We start from the raw sequence: 18,233 nt of genomic DNA, 5'->3' as shown, positions 1-18,233 counted from the left end.
ACTTTTCACCCCACCCGCTGTCGGCCACCTGCCAGGAATCGCTCACCGGGATGCCGGGTCCGGACACCGGGACCCGGGGCGGTGCGCCCCGGGCACCGGCCTCACAGCGGCGGTGACCCGCGGCTCGGACATCTCGTGACTCCCCGGGGGCGACGGGCTGTGCGGCTCGAGGCCCAGGGCCGGGGTGTCGCGGGGTGCGGGTGGAAGGCGATGCGCTGACAGTCCGTCCGGGCCGGACCGTCAGCGCGATGACAACCCGCGCGGTGGGCGAAGGGCCGGCCCGCCGCTGCCGCTGGGCCGCCTTCGTCCAGGCCCCGGCCGGGCCGGCCGCCGCGGCCGTCGCGGTCAGCCGAGCGCGGCGGGGGAGTGGGCGTCGCGCAGCAGGCGGCGCGGCGAGCCGGAGCCGTCGGCGGGTACGGACCAGACGTCCTTGGTGCCGTCGTCGTGCTGCTGGACGTAGGCGAGCGTCGAGTCGTCCAGCCGGGCGGCCCGGTCGTCGACGCTGCGGGTCCCGGTGGTGGGGGTCACCCGCCGGGTCGCCGGGTCGAGCACGGACAGCCGCCAGCCCTTGGCCGAGTCGCCGTCGACGGGCGACTTGAACGCGCTCCTGGTCCCGTCGGGCGAGAGCGAGGGGCGTTCGACCCGGTCCCGCAGGGTGCGGACGGCCCGCTCGGCGAAATCGCCCCGGATCAGGCAGTGGTGGTCCTTGGTGTACATGGTCGCGTAGAAGGTGTTGTCGTCGTCGGTGAAGGCGACGCCCCAGTGGTTGACGTCGAGCGACCGGTACGGCCTGCCGTCCTTGACGACGTCGAAGGTCTCCGATCGCGCGAGCGGGTGCGGCGGAGTGCCGGGCCGGCGCGCGAACCGATGGGGCGGAGCGCCGGGCCTGGTCCACGGCCGCGCCACCGGTTCACGACCCGTGGGACGTGCGTGAAAAGATGAATCGGTCATCCCCGCGAGAAAGGCGCTTTTTCATGTCCAGGGTCAAGCTGACCACGAACCACGGCGGCATCGTCATCGAGCTCGCCGACGCCGAGGCGCCCAAGTCGGTCGAGAACTTCCTGACGTACGTCAGGAACGGTCACTACAACGGGACGATCTTCCACCGTGTGATCAACGGCTTCATGGTCCAGGGCGGTGGCTTCACGGCGGACATGGCGCAGAAGCCCACCCTGGCGCCGATCACCAACGAGGCCGACAACGGCCTGAAGAACACCGCGTACACCGTGGCGATGGCGCGCACCGGCGAACCGCACTCCGCCACGGCGCAGTTCTTCGTCAACGTCTCCGACAACGACTTCCTCGACCACCGGGGCAAGACCCCCAACGCCTGGGGCTACGCCGTCTTCGGCCGGGTCGTCGAGGGCCAGGACGTGGTCGACCAGATCAAGACGGTCCGCACCGCGACCCTCCGGGGCCACCAGGACGTGCCCACGCAGCCCGTAGTGATCGAGTCCGCCGAGATCGTCGGCTGACACCGGCGGAACGGCCGGCGTCCTCGCCCTCGACCGTCGCGCCGCACGAGCGGCCAGCGGTCGAAGTGCGTGGCGGGACGGCCCTGTTCCGGCCGGACCCCGGTCCGCCGGACATGCGGATCCGCTGCCCCGGACGAACAATGGAAGGTGGGGGTTCCGAGTCGGCCAGGGTACGCGGGCCCGTCGAATCCGCGGACATTCGTAGGGCATCGAGCACCTTGCACACATGAGGAGTCGCCATGCCCATGCTTCTCATCAAGGGCTTCTACGACGTCAAGGGCACCCAGCCGGACGGGGACACGGTCGCCTTCACGGCCGAGAACCCGGAACACTGGGACCTCGTGGGCGGCGGGCGCGGGCGTGCCGTCGAGCACAGCGCCACCGGCCGGGCCAAGCTGCGGCTGGACGCCGTCGACGCACCCGAGACGCACTACGGACCCGGCAGGGTCCACCAGCCGCTGGAGTTCGCCCACGCGGCACGTGACGAACTGCTGAGCTGGCTCGGTTTCACCGACGTCCAGCGCGCGGGCAACGAGACCGTGACCGCCACGGTCCCGGAGACGGTGCCCGGCTTCGTCCTCACCCGCGCCGCCGACATCCACGGCCGCTGCATCGCCCTCGCGGGGCGCGGCGCACACGCCGAGGAGAGCGGCCGGGAGATCGACGTGGACGAGGCGGAGCTCGCCTCGACCGTCAACCACCGTCTCATCGCAGCGGGTTTCGCCTATCCGATGTTCTACCGCAGCCTGTTCACCTCCCTGCGGGCCGAACTGGCCGCCAGGGCGACGGAGGCCCGGGAGACCGGCCGGGGCCTGTGGCCGGCCGACGTCACGCTCACCGGCGCGAAGATCACCGGTCTGGGTACCATCACCGACGAGGCGCTGCTGGTCCCCAAGCTGTTCCGCCGCCTGGTGGACTACCTGGCCCTCGGCATGCCGCTGAGCTGTCTCCCGGCCTATCTGGCCGGCGGGGGCGACCGTTACTCGATCCTGTCCACCGGTGAGCGCTGCGTGGGCCTCCACCGCGTCGTGGAGGTCACCGACGGCCAGACCGTGCGGATGACCCGGCCCCCCGAGGACCTGCTCTTCGAGGACGCCTGAGCCCGGCCGCGGGGCAGCCCAACGGAGGGCCAGGGCCTCGGTCCTGGCCCCCCGTCACGCCCCGGACCCGGTGGGCTCCCGTCGGCCGGGCGGGTCCGGGGCGTGACGGCGGGCCAGGCGTCCGTTCACCAACTGGGCTTCACGACAATGCCGTAGGCGAAGCCGACGTGGCGGCCGAGCGTGGTCAGCGAGGCGCAGCCGGGCACCCCGTCGGCGTACGAGGCGCAGCCGGGCACCCCGTCGGGAATCCTGCGGCCCCGCTTGACCAGGGCCTTCCGCACCGTGCGTACGTCCTCGTTCCGCCTTCCGAACCGGACGTCGGACAGAGCGACCATGACGACTCCGCTCCTGGTCTCTTCCCGTCCCCCGCCGACCCCGGCCGCGAGGCCGTGACCGTCCGGGGGCCGCGACCGACCGGGGGCCGTGGGGCGGCGACGGGCGCCGATCCACTCGCCGGGCCCACGCTACGGAACCGGCGTCATCGTGGCGTCACGTCCGCGTCAACGCCGCGCGGGCCGTGCCGGGCCGAATTGCAGGCGCTGCACAGCGGGCAGAAAATGATGAGGGCACGGCGCGTTGGGAGAATGGTGGTGGCTGCTCCTCCCCGGCTGCGACTGCTCGGCCAGTTCCATCTGGAACTCGCTGCCGAGACGGTCGAGCTTTCCCACAACGGCCAGCGGGTGGTTGCGTACATGGGACTGCGCGGTCAGGTCTCGCGCACGGTCCTCGCCGGCACCCTGTGGCCCGAGGTGACCGAGGAACACGCGCGCGGAAGCCTGCGGACCACGCTGTGGAAGCTGCCCCGCGGCGAACCACCCCTGATCGGCTGCTACGGCGACACCCTGCTCATCACCCCCGCCCTGCGCGTCGACGTCCACGCCCTGACACAGACGGCACTCGGGGTCGTACAGGGCGACGCCGAGGAGCTCGACGACCTGCCCCCGCTGGGCATCCTGACCGGGGAGGACCTCCTGCCCGGCTGGGACGAGGACTGGGTGCTGCTGGAGCGCGAGCGGCTGCGCCAGCTGCGGCTGCACGCGCTCGACGCGCTCGCCGAGGCCCTGGTGCGGCAGGACAGGCCCGCTCTGGCGATGGAGGCGGCCTGGGCGAGCGTACGCGCGGAACCGCTGCGGGAGAGCGCTCACCGTGCCGTGGTCTCGGCGCATCTCGCGGAGGGCAACGTCGCCGAGGCGGTGCGTCACTTCGAGGCGTTCCGCCGCATGCTCGACGAGGAACTCGGGGTGCCCCCCTCGCCCCGGTTCGCCCGGATGCTTCCCGAACGCCGCGGGGCCGGCGGCAGGAAGGCGGAGTCATGCGCCAGAGCGTTCGCGGCCACTGGATCGGCTTCGACGACCTCCTCGAAGGACGCGTCCACTCCATGCACCTGGACGTCAAGGGATACGTGAGCACCGGGACCGGCAACAGGACCGACGAGACCGCGCGGGACAACTCCGCGCCCACGGAGAGCGGGCGTGCGCTGTCCCTGGCCGCCGCGGGCCGCCCGCGTGGCCGGTCGACGACGTAGACACCGACGCCCCCGGTCGAGGACGTCGTCCTCGACCGGGGGCGTTCGTCGCCGGCCGGGACCGTCGCGGTGTTCAGGTGGTGCGCCGCAGGCCCCCGGGCGCCTCGCCACCCGCTCCGGTCTCGGCACCCGCTCCGGGTTCGGCACCCGCCTCCGTGCCGGGAGCCGCTGAGGACGCGGGCGGCATCGGCGGCAGGCCCTCGGCCAGGCCCGGCAGCAGTACGGGCTCCAGCCGGACCCGGTCCTGTGCCGCCAGGTACTTGGCCAGTCCCGCGGGCCGATAGCCGCTGACCCGGTCCCAGCGCTCCTTGGCCGGCACCGCCAGGAACTCGTTGCCGTCGGGCCGGCCCTCGTCGTCCGCCGCCTGGCCGATCGGCCGGTCGAAGGGCTCGGACAGCCGGTACATCCCCTTGCGCGAGACATGCATCGGACCCGAACTGTCGGGCCGTACCCGGAAGTCGACGCTCTCCTCCGGCCTCATCACCTTCGGTCCCGACCCGCCCAGCGCGTCCGCGCCGAACACCAGCCCGTGCCTGCGGGCCTGGTCGGCCATCCACAGCAGGGGGATGTCCGACAGACCCGTCTCCTCGTAGCCGCCACCGACATCGCAGTGCACCCCGGAGAACCACACCTGCTGGAGCTCCTGGCCCTCGCGGGCCGCGCCGGGCCGCTGGTGCCAGAGCGTCGGCCGGAACGCCGAGCGCTGTTCGTCGACGGCCAGCGCGTGGAAGGCCGCCCGGACCCAGCTGCTCAGATCGGTGTTGTGGAAGGCCCAGCGCGCGTTGAACCGCCGCGCGGCCGGCTGGAGCCAGGCGGCGCTGGGATAGGGGATGCCGAGCGCGCCCACCGTGTCCCACACCCCGATGAAGCGGATCTCCGTCTCCCGTGCGTACGAGCGGCGGAACAGGGTGGAGGCCGCGCCGTTCGGCGACTCGACGCGGCTGCGGTACAGCGCCCAGGCCTCCGGGATCCGGTCGGCGTGGTCCCGGCGCAGGATGCCGCAGTTGCGCACCAGCCCCGACAGGCTGCGGGCGGTGAACGCGCCCCGGCTGAAGCCGAACAGGAACAGTTCGTCGTCGGGCTCGTAGGTCTCGACGAGGAAGCGGTAGGCGTCCACGACGTTGCGCGACAGGCCCACACCGAACGCGCCCCCGCGCAGCCGGTCGCCGCGGTGCGTACCGACACCGCTGTCGTAGTAGACGCGTTGTTCCTTGCCGCCGGCGGTACCGGGGACAGCCGACAGGGCGACCTTGGCGACGTTGGTCTTGCTGGACTGGTCGGCGGAATTCCACGTGCCGTCACAACAGACGACGAGACGCTTGGCCATGACCATCCCTCCTCGCGAGAGCGCGGAGCGGCGCACAGCACCACTTCCATGCTCGCACCACACGGCGGGCCTCGCCAGACGGAGGGCACGGGAGCGCGCACCGCCCCGCCGGCAAGGCCGGTGGGGGTGCGAACGGGCCGGCCGACCGTGCGCCGCGGCGGCACATGCGAGTGGCCCACAGGGCAGGACGCCCTCGGGCAGCTGCGCGCCGGAGGCCGCAAACCCTGGCCCGCCCCACGGCTGAGCACCCTCACCGCCACACCGTGACCCTCCGGGCGACCGTTGTCAGTGGAGCGTGACAGCATCCGGTACATGGACTCCACCCCCACCCCTCTGCCTCCCCTTCCCCGTGCGAAGCCCGGCGAAGTGCTGCTCCTCTGCACCTGTTACGAGGACGACGGCAGAGCCCGGTGGGGCGGACTGCTCGGCGAGATCGACGGCCGCCCCGAGGACGGCGCCCTGGTCCTGGACGGCCGTCGCACACTGCTGCGCCCGGTCGAGGGCACCGGCTGGTCCTACCTGCGCGGCGGCAGCGTCCCGGCCCTGGTGCCGGACGGCGGCGACACCGCGCCGAAGGTCCTCGTCATGGCGGACATCCCCGTGGCCTACGGCGGCGACGGGCCGCTGCTGGTCGACCTGGCCGAGATACCCGGGCGCGGTGTCAGGGTCCCCTCGTCCCGCCTGGGCGTGATCCTCGACCAACTGCTCGGCGAGGAGCTGACGTTCGACGACCTGGTGCGCGACATGGACACCCGCGGCATGTACCAGGGGGACTGCGGCCGCCCGGCGTTCCCGGCGCCCACGAACCCGTCGCGCCGGTCGTTCCCGCCGCTGACCGCGACGGACGCCTGTCTGCTGGTCCGCACCTGCTTCGACGACGACGAGGGCTGGCGCACCCTGCTCGACGAACTCGGCGGCGCCGACGAACTGGGCTGGGTCGGCGCGGACCCGGACCTGGACGACATCGACGTGGACCACTTCCCCCTCACGGCGCTGGCCGTCGACGACCGGGCCTACGAGGGCCTCCTGCCGGGCCAGGTGCCCGCCCTGGTGCCGCCCGAGGAGCACACCACCCTGGTCGCCCTCGCCGACACCAGAACCTTCACGCGACCCGGCCGCCCGCTCACCGTCGTCGACCTCTACGACGCCCCGGGCCACGCCGCCGTCCTCCCCTGCGACCAGGTCGGCTCCCTGGCCTGCAACCTGGACATCGCCAACATGGACTTCAGCGACTTCGTGGCCGTGGAGGGCGTACGGCCGTGGTGGGAGGAGTGACCACGGACGGCCCCCGGGACGCCCGCGACGAACCGGGGGCCGCCCGGCCCGACGCCGTACCGTGGCTGAACCGCACACCGAGAGGCCGGCGGCCACCACACCCGCCGGCCCCGGTCACAAGCCCTTCGGCGCAGCCGCTCAGGCGCCCTGGCGTGTCAGGTAGTCCTCCCTCAGGGCGTCCAGGATCTCCGCCGCCTCGGTCAGGCCCGCGTGGCGGCAGCGGCGGGCGGCGGCCGTGAGGCGGACGACGGCGTCGTCGTAGCGTTCGAGGCCGTTGCCCTCGATCAGGGCGGCGACGCGCACCGCCTCGGCGCGGGGGACCTCGCCGTGTTCGCCGCCCTGTTCGTGCGCGGCGACGGCGGCCTCCGCCTGGGTGAGGGCCTCGGGGAAGCGCTCGGCCTCGGCGAGGACACGGGCGCGGCGGTAGTGGACCGTGCCGGACTCGTACCAGGTGGTGAAGGTCTCGGTGTCCTCCGGGACGGCGGCCACGACGGCGTCTGCGCGGGCGAGGTGTCCGAGGGCCTCGTCCACGCCGTCGGTACCACGGGCGAGCATGGCGAGCCGCGCGAACTCGCACATCATGTGCGTGATCAGGGACGGGTTCGCGGCCACGGCGTGGGCGGCCACGGCGCGTTCGTACGCCGTGGCGGCCGCGTCCCACCGGTCGGCCATCGCCAGCGCGATCGCCGCCTCGGCCGCGACCAGGGTCTGGATGGCGGGGTCGTCCTCCCAGCCGGCGACCGCGTCCGCCAGTCGCAGGAACTCCTCCGCCGAGGCCAGGTACTCCGACAGCTCGCGCAGCCCGCGCGCCAGCGTCAGCCGGGCCTGGGCGCGCAGCCGTTCGTCCAGGGAGCCGGCCGCCTCGTCGGACAGGACCGACTCCAGCACGGCGACGGCGTCGGCCTGCTGCCCGCCGCGCGCCAGCACGTCCGCGAGCTGGAGCCGCGCCTCGGTGGCGTCGTCGAACGCCGACTCCTGGTCGTAGCGTGTCGCGGCTTCCGTGAGATGACGTACGGCCCCGGCGAAGTCGCCGGAGTGCGCCGCGGCATGGCCGACGAGCGAGTACGTCGCCGCCATCGGGAACTCGGTGTCGTCGTGGCGGACGGCCTCCACGATCGCCTGGTGCAGCACCTCGGCGGCCTCGGCGGGCTCGTCCTTGGACAGCAGGATCTGGCCGAGCATCGCGAGCGGACGCGTGGCGCGCCACGGACGCCCGGCCTCCGCCACGTCCTTCAGGGCCGCGCGCATCTCCTCCTCGGCCCGGTCCAGCTCACCGCGCCGCGCGGCCAGCTCGCCGACGAACTGCCTCGCGTTGGCCACCTGGTGGGGCATGCCCAGTCGCTCCGCCTCGGAGCGCAGCCGCCGTGTGGCGTCCTCGAACCGCTCCAGGACCAGGTCCGAGGCCTCCGGCAGCTCCCGCAGCACGTCCTGGTGCGCGGCGTACGCGCAGGAGAACAGCAGTGCGAGGTACTCCAGTTCACGCTCCGAGCCCACTTCGGAGCCGAACGCGGTCCCCTCCTCGCCGACCGGCTCACCGGACAACGGCACCTCGGCCAGCAGCCGTTGCGCCTCCCGCAGCACCTCGTCGAGTTCGGACCGGGCCGACTCGGGAGCGGCGTCCCCGGTGTCGGGGATCGTCGACCAGGCCAGCGCGCGGGCACGGGCGGAGAGCGCGTGCCAGGGCATGCCGAGCCCGGTGAACAGCTCCGCGGCCCGCCGCAGTTCCGCGACGCTGTCCGTGCGGCGGCCGTCGTCGTGGGCGTGCAGTCGCGCGCGGTGCTCGGCGAGTTCCGCCTCCAGCAGGTCCGCCGGGCCGAGCGAGCCCTCGTGCGCGCCGCTGCCGTCCGCGAGACGCTCGGTGACGCGGGTCCACACGCGGATGCTGCCCGGGTGACCCTCCGTCGTCATGCGCCGCGCCTCGCGCACCAGGGACACGAAGTCGTCGGGCAGTTCCACCGCCGTGCCACGGACGGCCGCGGCGGGCGGCGCGGCGGCCGGGGTACGGGTGACGGCCGTGCGCAGTCCCAGCGGCAGCGGCTCGTCGAGCAGCGGGCGCTGGGCCAGACGCGCATGGCGGCGCTCCCCGACGGCCGGGGTGCCGTTGCGCGCGTCGAAGGCGGAGACCAGCTTCTCGGCCTCCGACCGTACGTGCGCGAGGAGTTCGAGCGCGGTCCAGCTCCGGCCGGGCGGGCCCGCGACGGGTGTGCCGGTGTGCCCGTCCTCGGCGAGCCGGGCGAGCAGCACCTCGACACCGGTGAGGAAGCCCAGCCGGTCCAGCGGCGCGCCGGTCGCCTCGAACAGCGGCCGGTTCTCGGCGAGGATCTCCAGCCCGCGGCCCTCGTTGCGCGACAGCGCGCAGAACTCCAGGTGCAGACCGACCTCGGCCTGCATGCCCGGGTTCCCGCGGACCCGCCGGTAGCCCGTGAGGTGGTGCGAGCGGGCCTCGTCGGCACGGCCGAGACGCAGCAGCGGCAGCAGGGCGCGCGCCTGGCTCATCTGCGGCTCCTCGCTGCACCCGGACGCCCCGGAGAGGACGGGGTGCCAGACCTCCAGGGCCGCCGCGTCGTCGCCTACGGTCACCTGGTGCCCGGCGAGGTACCGGATCTCGCAGGCCTCGCAGTCGCTCAGCTCGGTACGCGGCCGGGTGACCCACAGGTCGTAGGCGTCCTGCGGGCCGAGGCCGGTGTGGGCGGCCACGTGGTAGCGCATCGCGGCCACCGGCTGCATCCCGTGCTCGGCCGCCTCGTAGAAGCCCCGCATCCGGTCGATCCAGCCCCGGACCGTCGCCAGCGGCACGTCCGGCACCTGGAGCAGGGACGTCGTCACCCACTTGAAGCGCCAGAAGACCTGATGGGCCTCCCACTCGCTGAAGCTCTCCGGCACGGTCTCCCACAGCCGGAGCAGCCGCGCGAAGACCACCGGCGACTTGCGGTGCTCACCGGTGAACTCGTACGCCGTCATCAGCTCCAGCAGCGCGGTGACGACGACGTCGGGCTTGTCGAAGGGCTCCGCGGCCTCCACCAGCTCCTCGGCGGTGACGGTACGGGCAAGACCGTGCGGACGGTCGTGGTTCTCGCGCAGCGCCTCGACCACGGCCTCGGGGGTGTCCAGCATCTACAGTTCCTTCCGGGGCTCGGAGTCGGGTTCGGCCTGGCCGGGGTTGTGCATGGCGTGCGTGAGCAGCCCGATGAAGGCCCGGTTCAGCAGGGCGCTCTCGCTCGCCCGCAGCGGCCGGCGGCTGAGCAGCAGGGCCTGCCCGTACAGGGCCTCGGCGGTGGTCACGGCGAGGCCGCGCTCGGCGATCGTGATGGCCTGGCGGACCAGCGGGTTGAGGTGGTTCAGCACCAGCTGGGCCCGCGGGGTGTCGTTCCGCAGCGAGCCGAGGATGTCCGCCCACAGACCGTCGCTCTCGGCGGCCAGGGACGACCTCGTCCGCTCGTGCCGCGCCTCCCGGTTGTCGAGCAGCAGCGCGGGCGCGGTGACGGGCTGGAAGTCGCGCAGCACGACGTCGCAGTCGTGCACGCCGACCGTCTCGCGGGCCACGGCGAGGAAGGCCGCGGCCCGCAGCTCCGCCCCCGGGTCCACGGCGTCCAGATGCGCGGTGACGGTGGCCGGGTCCAGGTCCGTCACCGCCGTGCCCGGACGGATCTCCGGCAGCCGGTGCACCAGGTCACGGTCGTAGGTGTAGCCGCCGTTCACGACACCCAGGCCCGCCGCCGAGGCGATCGGGGCGACCTGCCGGAACTCCTCCACACTGCGCGTGACCAGGACCGTGGAGTGCGTACGGGCGAACTCCTCCAGCGTGACGTTGCCGTCGGTCGTCTCGAACGGCAGCCAGGGCAGCACGATCCGCAGCAGCTCGTCGTCGTAGCGGGCGAGCGCCTTCACCGCGAGGTGGTGCGTGTCGATGAAGCGGTGCAGCAGCGACGGGTCGCTGGCGGCGAGCCCGGTGAGCCAGTCCCGGATCCGCTCGCCCAGCGCGTCCCGTACGGCGGACAGGGTGCCGTCCTCGTACAGCGCCTCACGCGACGCGGTCGGCCGCAGGCTCGTCGTGTCCACGACGCAGCGCACGAAGAACGCCCAGTCCGGCAGCAGTTCGGGCGCCTGGTCGGTGAGCAGCATGCCCTTGAGGTGCACCCGGTGCCCGGCTCGCTGCGCGGGGCTGACGGCCGTCGGCAGCACGTAGGCGACACCGCGCAGTCCCGCCGCCGGCAGGTCGAGCTCGATGGTGTCGAGCGGGGTGAAGTCGAACAGGGTGCGGCAGTAGGCGGTGAACGCCTCGCGCCGCGCCAGCGGGGAGCGGTGCGTCCGCTCCCAGGGCGGTGTGTCGTTGACGCGGTGGCTCTCACCGCGCGGTCCGACGACCGTCACCTCGTGCCGCAGCAGCCCGCCGTAGTGCCGGGCGAGCGACACGACCTGCTCGGGGCCGGTCCACTCGCTGTTGTCCGCGCGGGGGGTGAGCCGCACGGTGGTGCCCGGCTCGGGCATGGCCGAGGCAGGCAGCGTGCGGATCGTGTAGCGGCCGTCGGAGTGGCCGCGCCACTCGACCGCGGGCGCCGAGGGGTCGGCGGCGGTCCGGCTGACGACGGTGATCTCGTCGGCCACCACGAAGCAGGCCAGCAGTCCGATGCCGAACTGCCCGATGAACTCCCCGCGCGCCGCGTCCAGTCCGGCCCCGTCGAGCGAGCCGTCCGCGCCGCGCTTGGAGCTGCGGCCGATGGTGGCGAGGAAGCGGTGGACGTCCGCCTCGGTCAGTCCGATGCCGGTGTCCGTGACGGTGAGCGTGTCCCCGGTGCGGACCGTGATGGTTCCGGGCGCCCCGGGGTCCAGCGCCTGCCGGGCCGTGATCGCGTCCACGGCGTTCTGGAGGAGCTCGCGCAGGTAGACGCGGGGGCTGGAGTAGAGGTGGTGGGACAACAGGTCGACCAGGCCGCGCAGATCGACCTGGAAGGTGTGTGCGGTCTCGGAGTGTGGCACCTGACGGAGTCTTTCGGTGGGTGCGCCCGCGTGGTGCGCGTGCGGACACGGACGGGAGGGGGCGGGGGCCGGAGAGGCGGTGCGGGTCCGGCTGTGCGGTCTGTCCGGGAGCGTGGTGCGGGTCCGGGAGGGGCGCGCGGGTGCGAAGGGGACAACCGGCCGGAGGGGGGCGCGTGCGCGCCCCCGGAGGTCAGCGGCCGATCGACGACCTGGTGGCCCGGTACGCCGCCGCCGGGTCGGACCCGTTGATGTAGTACCAGGGGAACTCGGTGACCCGTCCCTCGGTGATCTGGAAGCACTCGCGTGCGGAGACGCGGTCCCCGGCGAGCGCGAAGGCCATGGCGAAGGTGTTGAGGACCTGGTTCCAGGCTCCGTGTCTGACGAAGTCCGGGTGCCGGTAGGAGTGTTCCGCCGCCTCCCGCAGGGACAGCGTCACCTCGGGCCGGCGCATGTACGCGTCGTCCTCGCCCCGGTCCAGGGACAGCCACTGTTCGATGTGCCCGATCGCGACGAGCTGTCCGAGCAGGGTGCCGGCGGGCGCGCCGAACGCGGCCTCGCGCGCGAAGGAGTGCATCTCCTCGTGCGAGCCGCCCCACTTGTCGCAGATCTGCTGCAACTGCTGCTGATGGGCGCCCAGATGCTGCGGCTGACGGCGCACGGCGGCCTCGAAACGGCGGCGGGCCACCTGCCGGCCGACCTGAAGGCCGCGTCCGGTCATCTGCAGGCCGTACCAGGGCGAGACCCACTCCGGCTCGCGCTCCGCGACCTCGTACAGCCACTCCTCGGCCGTGCGCAGCCGGGCGTGGAACACCTCGAACTGCGAACGCGAGACGTCCTTGGCGCGTGCGGCCGTACGCGCCTCCCAGGCCCAGCTGACGTGGCGGATGCCCGCCACGAGCCGGGGCAGCGGCGCCTCGGGCTCCCCCTCCATGACGTCCGCGATCCACCGCTCGACGCCCGCGGTGTCCGCCACGGCCCACAACAGTTCGGTGCGGTCCTCCTTCTCGGACCGCGCCTCCAGAACCTCGCGCACGGTCGCCCAGTCCGCCGCCTCGGCGGCCTCCCGGACGCGCCGCACCTCGGGGTCGCCGGAGTCCTGCTGCACGCGCGCGCCGGGCTGCCCGGTCCACTTCCCCAGCGTGAGCCCCAGCTTCCGGAGCAACGCCATCTCCCACCCCTCGCAGTGTCCTGACGCGGGAGGCCGGTGATCACCCCTCCCGTGGAGATAGTGAGTATCACGTGCCCCTGACATTCGCACATCCGTTTAGGTCTGGTGTGCGTGGCCGTTGGCGGACGAGGTCGCCGTGGCGGCACCGACGGCGCGCCGACCGAGCCGGACGCCGCCCTCGGCCTCGGAACCCGCGCCCTGACCGCACTGCCCCAGCGGACCTGGACGGTCACGAGGTCCGTCCCGGAGTGAGGCGTGAACAGGGCGGGCAGGACGGTCGCGGTGACGGTGGAACAACACCCCTCCGCCGGGGAGGCGTTCCGTGAACGATGGCCGAAGTGATCGTTCAGCGTGGTGGTCGTCGTGCCGCGCCGCGTTCGGGTCAGGACGTTCAGCGTGGTGGTCGTCGTGCCGTACGCCGTGCTCGGGCCAGGACGTTCAGCGTGGCGGCCGTCGTGCCGTACGCCGCGCTCAGGCCAGGACGTTCAGCGCGCCCGGCCGCACCCGTACCGTCACCGGAAGCGCCGCGTCGACCTCGCCGTCCGCCCCGTAGGGGACATTGCGGTCGGCCTCGATGCGGATCTCCTTGCCCCGCAGCACCTCGACCTGGGGCCGCCGCAGATGGGCGCCGGTCTTCAGCTCGTTCATCATCGTGAAGAACAGGCGCTTGGGGGCGTGCGAGATCACCACGACGTCCAGCAGCCCGTCGTCGAGGCGTGCGCCCGGGGCGATGTTGCGGCCGAAGCCGTAGTAGCCGGAGTTCGCCGCGACCACGGTGTAGCCGCTGCGCTCGTACGGCACGCCGTCGATCGTGAGCCGGTAGGCGGCGGGCCGCCAGCCGAGCACCGCGCGCAGCCCGCCCGCGTAGTACGACGCGGCTCCGCGCAGCAGCCGGGAGGCGTTGGCGTGATGGTTGGCCACCGCGTCGACGCCCGCGTAGACGCTGCCGAGGACGTGGACGCGGTCGTGCACCGCGGACTCCACCTCGATGGTGTCGACCGCGCGCGGCGTGCCCTCCAGCAGTACGCGGGCGAGGCCGGGGGTGTCGGTGGGCAGGCCGAGCGCACGGGCGAAGTCGTTGCCGCGCCCGGCGGGGACCAGGCCGAACACGGTGTCGGTGCCGCTGAGCGCGCCGCCGACGCACCCGGCCATGCCGTCGCCGCCGACGGCGAGCACCACATGCCCCCGCTCCCCGGCGCGCCGGGCGAGTTCCCGCGCGTGCTCCAGGCTGAGGCTGTACTCGGTGTCGAGCCGCGCACCCGCCTCCCGCAGTGCTCTGGCCAGCGGGAGCAGGCCCGCCGCCCCGCTGGAACCGCCTGCGGCGGGGTTGACGACGGCGGTGAACTGTCGCATGGATCAGGCCTCCGGGCGGCGGGGTACGGGGACGGACGGCGGGAAGGGTACCGGCGGCCTCGGGGCCGCCGACGGGTCGGCTGGAGCGTCGGCCGGCGGGTCAGCGGACGGGGAGGAGGACCCCGGGGCTGAGTACTCCGGTGGGGTCGACCTCGGCCTTGACGGCCTGGAGCATCCGGATGCCCAGCGGGCCGATCTCCCGGGCGTACCAGTCGCGGTGGTCGGTGCCGACGCCGTGGTGGTGGCTGATGGTGCCGCCGGCCGCGAGGATCGCGTCGTTCGCGGCCCGCTTCACGGGCTCCCAGTGCGCGACGGCGTCCTCGCCCTGTGCCGAGACGACGGTGAAGTAGAGCGAGGCGCCGTTCTCGTAGGTGTGCGAGATGTGGCACATGACCAGCGGCGGGGTCCCGGCCGCGGTCAGGCCGGCGGTCAGCGCCTCGCGCACCGCCGCGTACAGCCCAGGCAGCCCGGACCAGAACCCGGCCGTCTCCAGCGTCTCGGCGAACGCGCCCGCGTCGAGCAGCGCGTCGCGCAGATAGGGGGCGTTGTAGCGGCCGTGCTCCCAGCGGTCGCCGGGTTCCTCGCCGAGGTACTCGCCGCCGCAGGCGAGCAGGACCTCACGGGCCGCGGCGCGCCGGGCGGCGGTCTCCTCCTCGGTGCCCTCGTAGCCGGTGACGGCCATGCAGCCGGAGGGCTGCGGGGAGTCCGCGGAGCCGATGGCGTCGGGCTGGGCCAGGCCGATGAACGTCTCCGTCTCGTCGGACAGCCGCAGCACGGTGGGCCGCGGGCCGTCCTGCGCGAGACGGCGCAGCGCGGCCGTGCCCTCCTCGAAGGAGGCGAAGCGCCAGCCCTCGTAGACCCGCTTGCGCGGCAGGGGGCGGACGCGCACGGTCACGGCCGTGATGACGCCGAGCGCGCCCTCGGAGCCGAGGATCAGCTGGCGCAGGTCGGGGCCCGCCGCCGAGCGCGGGACCCGGCCGGTCTCCAGGGTGCCCTCGGGGGTGGCGACGGTGAGGGCGAGGACCATCTCGTCGAAGCGGCCGTACCCGGAGGAGGCCTGGCCGCTGGAGCGGGCCGCGGCGAAACCGCCGACGGTCGCCCACTCGAACGACTGCGGGAAGTGGCCGAGCGTGTAGCCCCGCTCGTTGAGCAGCTCCTCGCACCGGGGTCCGCGCAGTCCGGGCTGGAGCGTGGCGGTGCGGGACACCTCGTCGACCGACAGCAGCCGGTCGAGGCGGCGCAGGTCGAGCGCGACGAAGGGACGCTTCGTCTCGGGCTTCAGCCCGCCGACGACGGACGTGCCGCCGCCGAACGGAACGGCGGACAGGCCGTGGGCGGCGCAGACGCGCAGGACGGCCAGCACCTCGTCGTGGCCGGCGGGCAGCACGACGGCGGCCGGGATGTCGTCGACCTCGCCCGCGCGGATGCGCAGCAGGTCGGGGGTGGACTTGCCGCGGGTGTGCCGGACGCGGCTCTCGGCGTCCTCGCGCAGCGCGTCCTCGGCGGCGACGGCCGACCGCAGCGCGGTGCGCGCCTCGTCGGTGAGGGCCGGGGCGGGCACCTCGATGTCGCCGAGGTCCGCCGGGCCGCTCGTGCGGGGGGTGACGCCGAGCAGGTCGCGCAGCAGGCCGGTCACCGAGTCGGGCAGCGGGGCCGCCTTGGCCGGGTCGCCCCAGCCGCTCCACAACATGTCCACTTCGAAGGTTCCTCACGGTTCGGTCCACGGACGGCTCTGGCGCTCGCCCCGCGCTGCATTACACTGTGACACATGACGCCCATTCGTCACAACGCCCAGGACAAGGCCTCGGACAACGCCCCGGACGCCGATCCCGTACTCGACGCCGCCCGCGACTGCGTGCTCGCCGTCGGCGTACGGCGCACCACCCTCACCGATGTCGCCCGGCGCGCGGGCGTCTCCCGGATGACGCTCTACCGGCGCTGGCCCGACGTACGCACCCTGGTCGGCGACCTCATGACCCGTGAGTGGATCGCGGTCGCCGTCGACGCCATGCCCACCGCCGACGACAGCCGCCCGGTGCGCGGGCGCGTCGTCGACGGACTCGTCGCCGGAGCCGCCGCGTTCCGCGCCCACCCGCTCTTCCACAAGATCGTCGACGTCGACCCCGAACTGCTGCTGCCGTACATCCTCGACCGCAGAGGCGCCAGTCAGGAGGCCCTCCTGGAGCTCCTCGTCACCGCGCTCGACGAGGGCCACCGGGACGGCTCCGTACGGCACACGCGGACGGACCTCCAGGCCCGCTCCGTGCTGCTCGTCGTCCAGTCGTTCACGCTCTCGCTGCGCACCATGACCGACGAGACCGACCCCGAACTGAGCGAAGCCGCCTTCCTCGGCGAACTGCGCACGCTGCTGGAGAGGACCCTCACGCCATGAACCCCACGAGCAGCCCCGACCTGCCCGGCTCCTCGCTCGGCGCCGCGCGGCGCCGGCGCGAACTCGCCGAACTCGCCGACGGCACGCAGGTCGACGTCCTGGTGATCGGCCTCGGCGCGACCGGGGCGGGCGCCGCCCTCGACGCCGCCACCCGTGGGCTCACCGTCGCCGCGATCGACGCCCACGACCTCGCCTTCGGCACCTCCCGCTGGAGCTCCAAGCTGATCCACGGCGGACTGCGCTACCTCGCCTCCGGACAGCTCGACGTCGCCCACGAGAGCGCCGTCGAGCGCGGCGTCCTCATGGAGCGCACCGCCCCGCACCTGGTCCGCGCCCAGCCGTTCGTGCTGCCCCTCACCCCGTTGGTGAGCCGTGGTCAGGCCGCCCTCGCCCGGGCCGGCTTCCTGGCCGGCGACATGCTGCGCGCCGCCGCCCGCACCTCACGCCGCACGCTGCCCGCCCCGCGCGCCCTGTCCGCCGTCGAGACCCGCCACTTCGCCCCCGCCCTGCGCACCGGCGGACTGCGCGGCGGACTGCTCTCCTGGGACGGCCAACTCACCGACGACGCACGTCTGGTGACCGCGGTGGCCCGCACCGCGGCCGCCCACGGCGCCCGCGTCCTCACCCGCACCCGTGCCCTGGAGATCACCGGCGACGGCGCCCGCGTCCGCGACGAGACCACCGGCCAGGAACTGCGCGTCCGCGCCCGCGCCGTCGTCAACGCGGCCGGTGTCTGGGCCGGCGGCCTGGTCCCCGACGTCCGTCTGCGCCCCTCCCGCGGCACCCACCTCGTGCTGCGCTCCGAGGCCCTCGGCCGGCTCGCCGCCGGACTGCACATCCCGATCCCCGGCGAGACCAACCGCTTCGTCCTCGTCCTGCCCCAGGGCGACGGCCGCGTCTACGTCGGCCTCACCGACGAACCCGTCGACGGCGAGATCCCCGAGGTGCCGGAGGTCCCCGAGACCGACATCGGCTTCCTCCTCGACGTCCTCGGCTCGGCGCTCGACGTCAGCGTGCAACGCGACGACCTGGTCGGCGCCTTCGCGGGCCTGCGCCCCCTGCTGGACACCGAGGGCAGCCGCACCGCCGACATTTCCCGCAGGCACGCCGTACTCACCTCGCCCGACGGCGTCGTCACCGTCGTCGGCGGCAAGCTCACCACCTACCGGCGCATGGCCCAGGACGCCGTGGACGCCGCCGTGGCCGCCCGCCGTCTGCTCGCCGGGCCCTGCCGCACCGCCTCCCTCCCGCTCGTCGGCGCCGCGGACCAGGACACCCTGGCCCGCCTCGACGTCCCCACCCGCCTGGTCCGCCGCTACGGCACCGAGGCCCGGGCCGTGCACGCCCTCGGGCTGGCGGACCCCTCCCTCGCCCGCCCGGTCGTCCCCGGGCACCCCGTCACCCACGCCGAACTCCTCTGGGCCGTCCGCCACGAAGGCGCCCTCGACGAGGCCGACCTCCTCGACCGCCGCACCCGCATCGGCCTGGTCCCTGCGGACCGGGCCGTCGCGGAGCGGACGGCCCGGGACCTGTTCGCCCACTCGGCCTGACCGTTCGAGACGGGCGTCATGGGCGCCCATGACGCCCGCCGCCCCCTCCCGGCGGGCGAACACGGGGACGAACCCTCACGGCGAATTCGAA

The 18,233-nt window shown here is 73.9% G+C and carries 15 protein-coding genes; 7 read left to right on the top strand and 8 right to left on the bottom strand.

The window, feature by feature from the left end:
- Positions 1 to 345 precede the first annotated feature (345 nt).
- Entirely contained in the window at positions 346 to 906 is a 561-nt protein-coding gene (locus tag ACFYR0_RS24375) for a hypothetical protein (protein WP_389331781.1), read from the bottom strand.
- 68 nt (positions 907 to 974) lie between these two features.
- Here ACFYR0_RS24375 and ACFYR0_RS24370 point away from each other — a divergent pair, with 68 nt between their 5' ends.
- Together ACFYR0_RS24370 and ACFYR0_RS24365 are read left to right on the top strand one after the other, a co-directional pair.
- The gene (locus ACFYR0_RS24370) at positions 975 to 1,475 is read left to right on the top strand and encodes a peptidylprolyl isomerase (RefSeq protein WP_389331779.1); all 501 of its coding nucleotides are present in this window, start codon (positions 975 to 977) and stop codon (positions 1,473 to 1,475) included.
- Between the two features lie 239 nt (positions 1,476 to 1,714).
- Complete coding sequence (locus ACFYR0_RS24365) at positions 1,715 to 2,575, top strand: thermonuclease family protein (RefSeq protein ID WP_389331776.1); 861 nt, start codon at positions 1,715 to 1,717, stop codon at positions 2,573 to 2,575.
- A 125-nt stretch (positions 2,576 to 2,700) separates the two neighbouring features.
- Here the strand turns inward: ACFYR0_RS24365 and ACFYR0_RS24360 are convergent, their stop codons facing one another.
- Positions 2,701 to 2,910, bottom strand: coding sequence for a hypothetical protein (locus ACFYR0_RS24360; RefSeq protein WP_389331772.1), 210 nt, complete (start codon positions 2,908 to 2,910; stop codon positions 2,701 to 2,703).
- A 255-nt stretch (positions 2,911 to 3,165) separates the two neighbouring features.
- Between ACFYR0_RS24360 and ACFYR0_RS24355 the strand changes: the two genes are divergently transcribed.
- Entirely contained in the window at positions 3,166 to 3,981 is an 816-nt protein-coding gene (locus tag ACFYR0_RS24355) for a BTAD domain-containing putative transcriptional regulator (RefSeq protein WP_389331769.1), read from the top strand.
- Entirely contained in the window at positions 3,978 to 4,100 is a 123-nt protein-coding gene (locus ACFYR0_RS24350) for a hypothetical protein (protein ID WP_389331766.1), read from the top strand. The genes ACFYR0_RS24355 and ACFYR0_RS24350 overlap by 4 nt, the downstream gene beginning before the upstream one ends.
- 73 nt (positions 4,101 to 4,173) lie before the next feature.
- Here ACFYR0_RS24350 and ACFYR0_RS24345 read toward each other — a convergent pair whose 3' ends face one another.
- Positions 4,174 to 5,427: a DUF2235 domain-containing protein gene (locus ACFYR0_RS24345; protein ID WP_389331763.1), complete on the bottom strand. Its 1,254-nt coding sequence runs from the start codon at positions 5,425 to 5,427 to the stop codon at positions 4,174 to 4,176.
- Positions 5,428 to 5,739: 312 nt separating this feature from the next.
- Here ACFYR0_RS24345 and ACFYR0_RS24340 point away from each other — a divergent pair, with 312 nt between their 5' ends.
- Complete coding sequence (locus ACFYR0_RS24340) at positions 5,740 to 6,702, top strand: DUF6924 domain-containing protein (RefSeq protein ID WP_389331760.1); 963 nt, start codon at positions 5,740 to 5,742, stop codon at positions 6,700 to 6,702.
- A gap of 138 nt (positions 6,703 to 6,840) precedes the next feature.
- Here the strand turns inward: ACFYR0_RS24340 and ACFYR0_RS24335 are convergent, their stop codons facing one another.
- The 5 genes from ACFYR0_RS24335 to ACFYR0_RS24315 form a co-directional block, all read right to left on the bottom strand.
- Positions 6,841 to 9,816, bottom strand: coding sequence for a tetratricopeptide repeat protein (locus ACFYR0_RS24335; RefSeq protein ID WP_389331757.1), 2,976 nt, complete (start codon positions 9,814 to 9,816; stop codon positions 6,841 to 6,843).
- Positions 9,817 to 11,679, bottom strand: coding sequence for an HSP90 family protein (locus ACFYR0_RS24330; protein WP_389331754.1), 1,863 nt, complete (start codon positions 11,677 to 11,679; stop codon positions 9,817 to 9,819). It abuts the gene before it with no gap.
- 190 nt (positions 11,680 to 11,869) lie between these two features.
- Positions 11,870 to 12,847, bottom strand: a complete 978-nt coding sequence (locus ACFYR0_RS24325; RefSeq protein ID WP_389331752.1) for a hypothetical protein — start codon at positions 12,845 to 12,847, stop codon at positions 11,870 to 11,872.
- A gap of 471 nt (positions 12,848 to 13,318) precedes the next feature.
- Positions 13,319 to 14,200: a diacylglycerol/lipid kinase family protein gene (locus ACFYR0_RS24320; RefSeq protein WP_389331749.1), complete on the bottom strand. Its 882-nt coding sequence runs from the start codon at positions 14,198 to 14,200 to the stop codon at positions 13,319 to 13,321.
- A 100-nt stretch (positions 14,201 to 14,300) separates the two neighbouring features.
- Positions 14,301 to 15,896 (bottom strand): FAD-binding oxidoreductase, encoded by a 1,596-nt coding sequence (locus tag ACFYR0_RS24315; protein WP_389331747.1) that lies wholly within the window; start codon positions 15,894 to 15,896, stop codon positions 14,301 to 14,303.
- A 72-nt stretch (positions 15,897 to 15,968) separates the two neighbouring features.
- Here ACFYR0_RS24315 and ACFYR0_RS24310 point away from each other — a divergent pair, with 72 nt between their 5' ends.
- On the top strand, positions 15,969 to 16,592 hold the full coding sequence (locus ACFYR0_RS24310; protein WP_389331744.1) for a TetR/AcrR family transcriptional regulator: 624 nt from the start codon (positions 15,969 to 15,971) through the stop codon (positions 16,590 to 16,592).
- A complete protein-coding gene (locus ACFYR0_RS24305) occupies positions 16,589 to 18,142 on the top strand; it encodes a glycerol-3-phosphate dehydrogenase/oxidase (protein WP_389331741.1) in 1,554 nt (517 codons plus the stop codon). The genes ACFYR0_RS24310 and ACFYR0_RS24305 overlap by 4 nt, the downstream gene beginning before the upstream one ends.
- Positions 18,143 to 18,233: the final 91 nt, after the last annotated feature.

Origin of the sequence: Streptomyces sp. NPDC005017 (genome assembly GCF_042873115.1) — a bacterium.
Taxonomy (GTDB): domain Bacteria; phylum Actinomycetota; class Actinomycetes; order Streptomycetales; family Streptomycetaceae; genus Streptomyces.
This window is presented reverse-complemented; position numbering and strand designations above follow the sequence as displayed.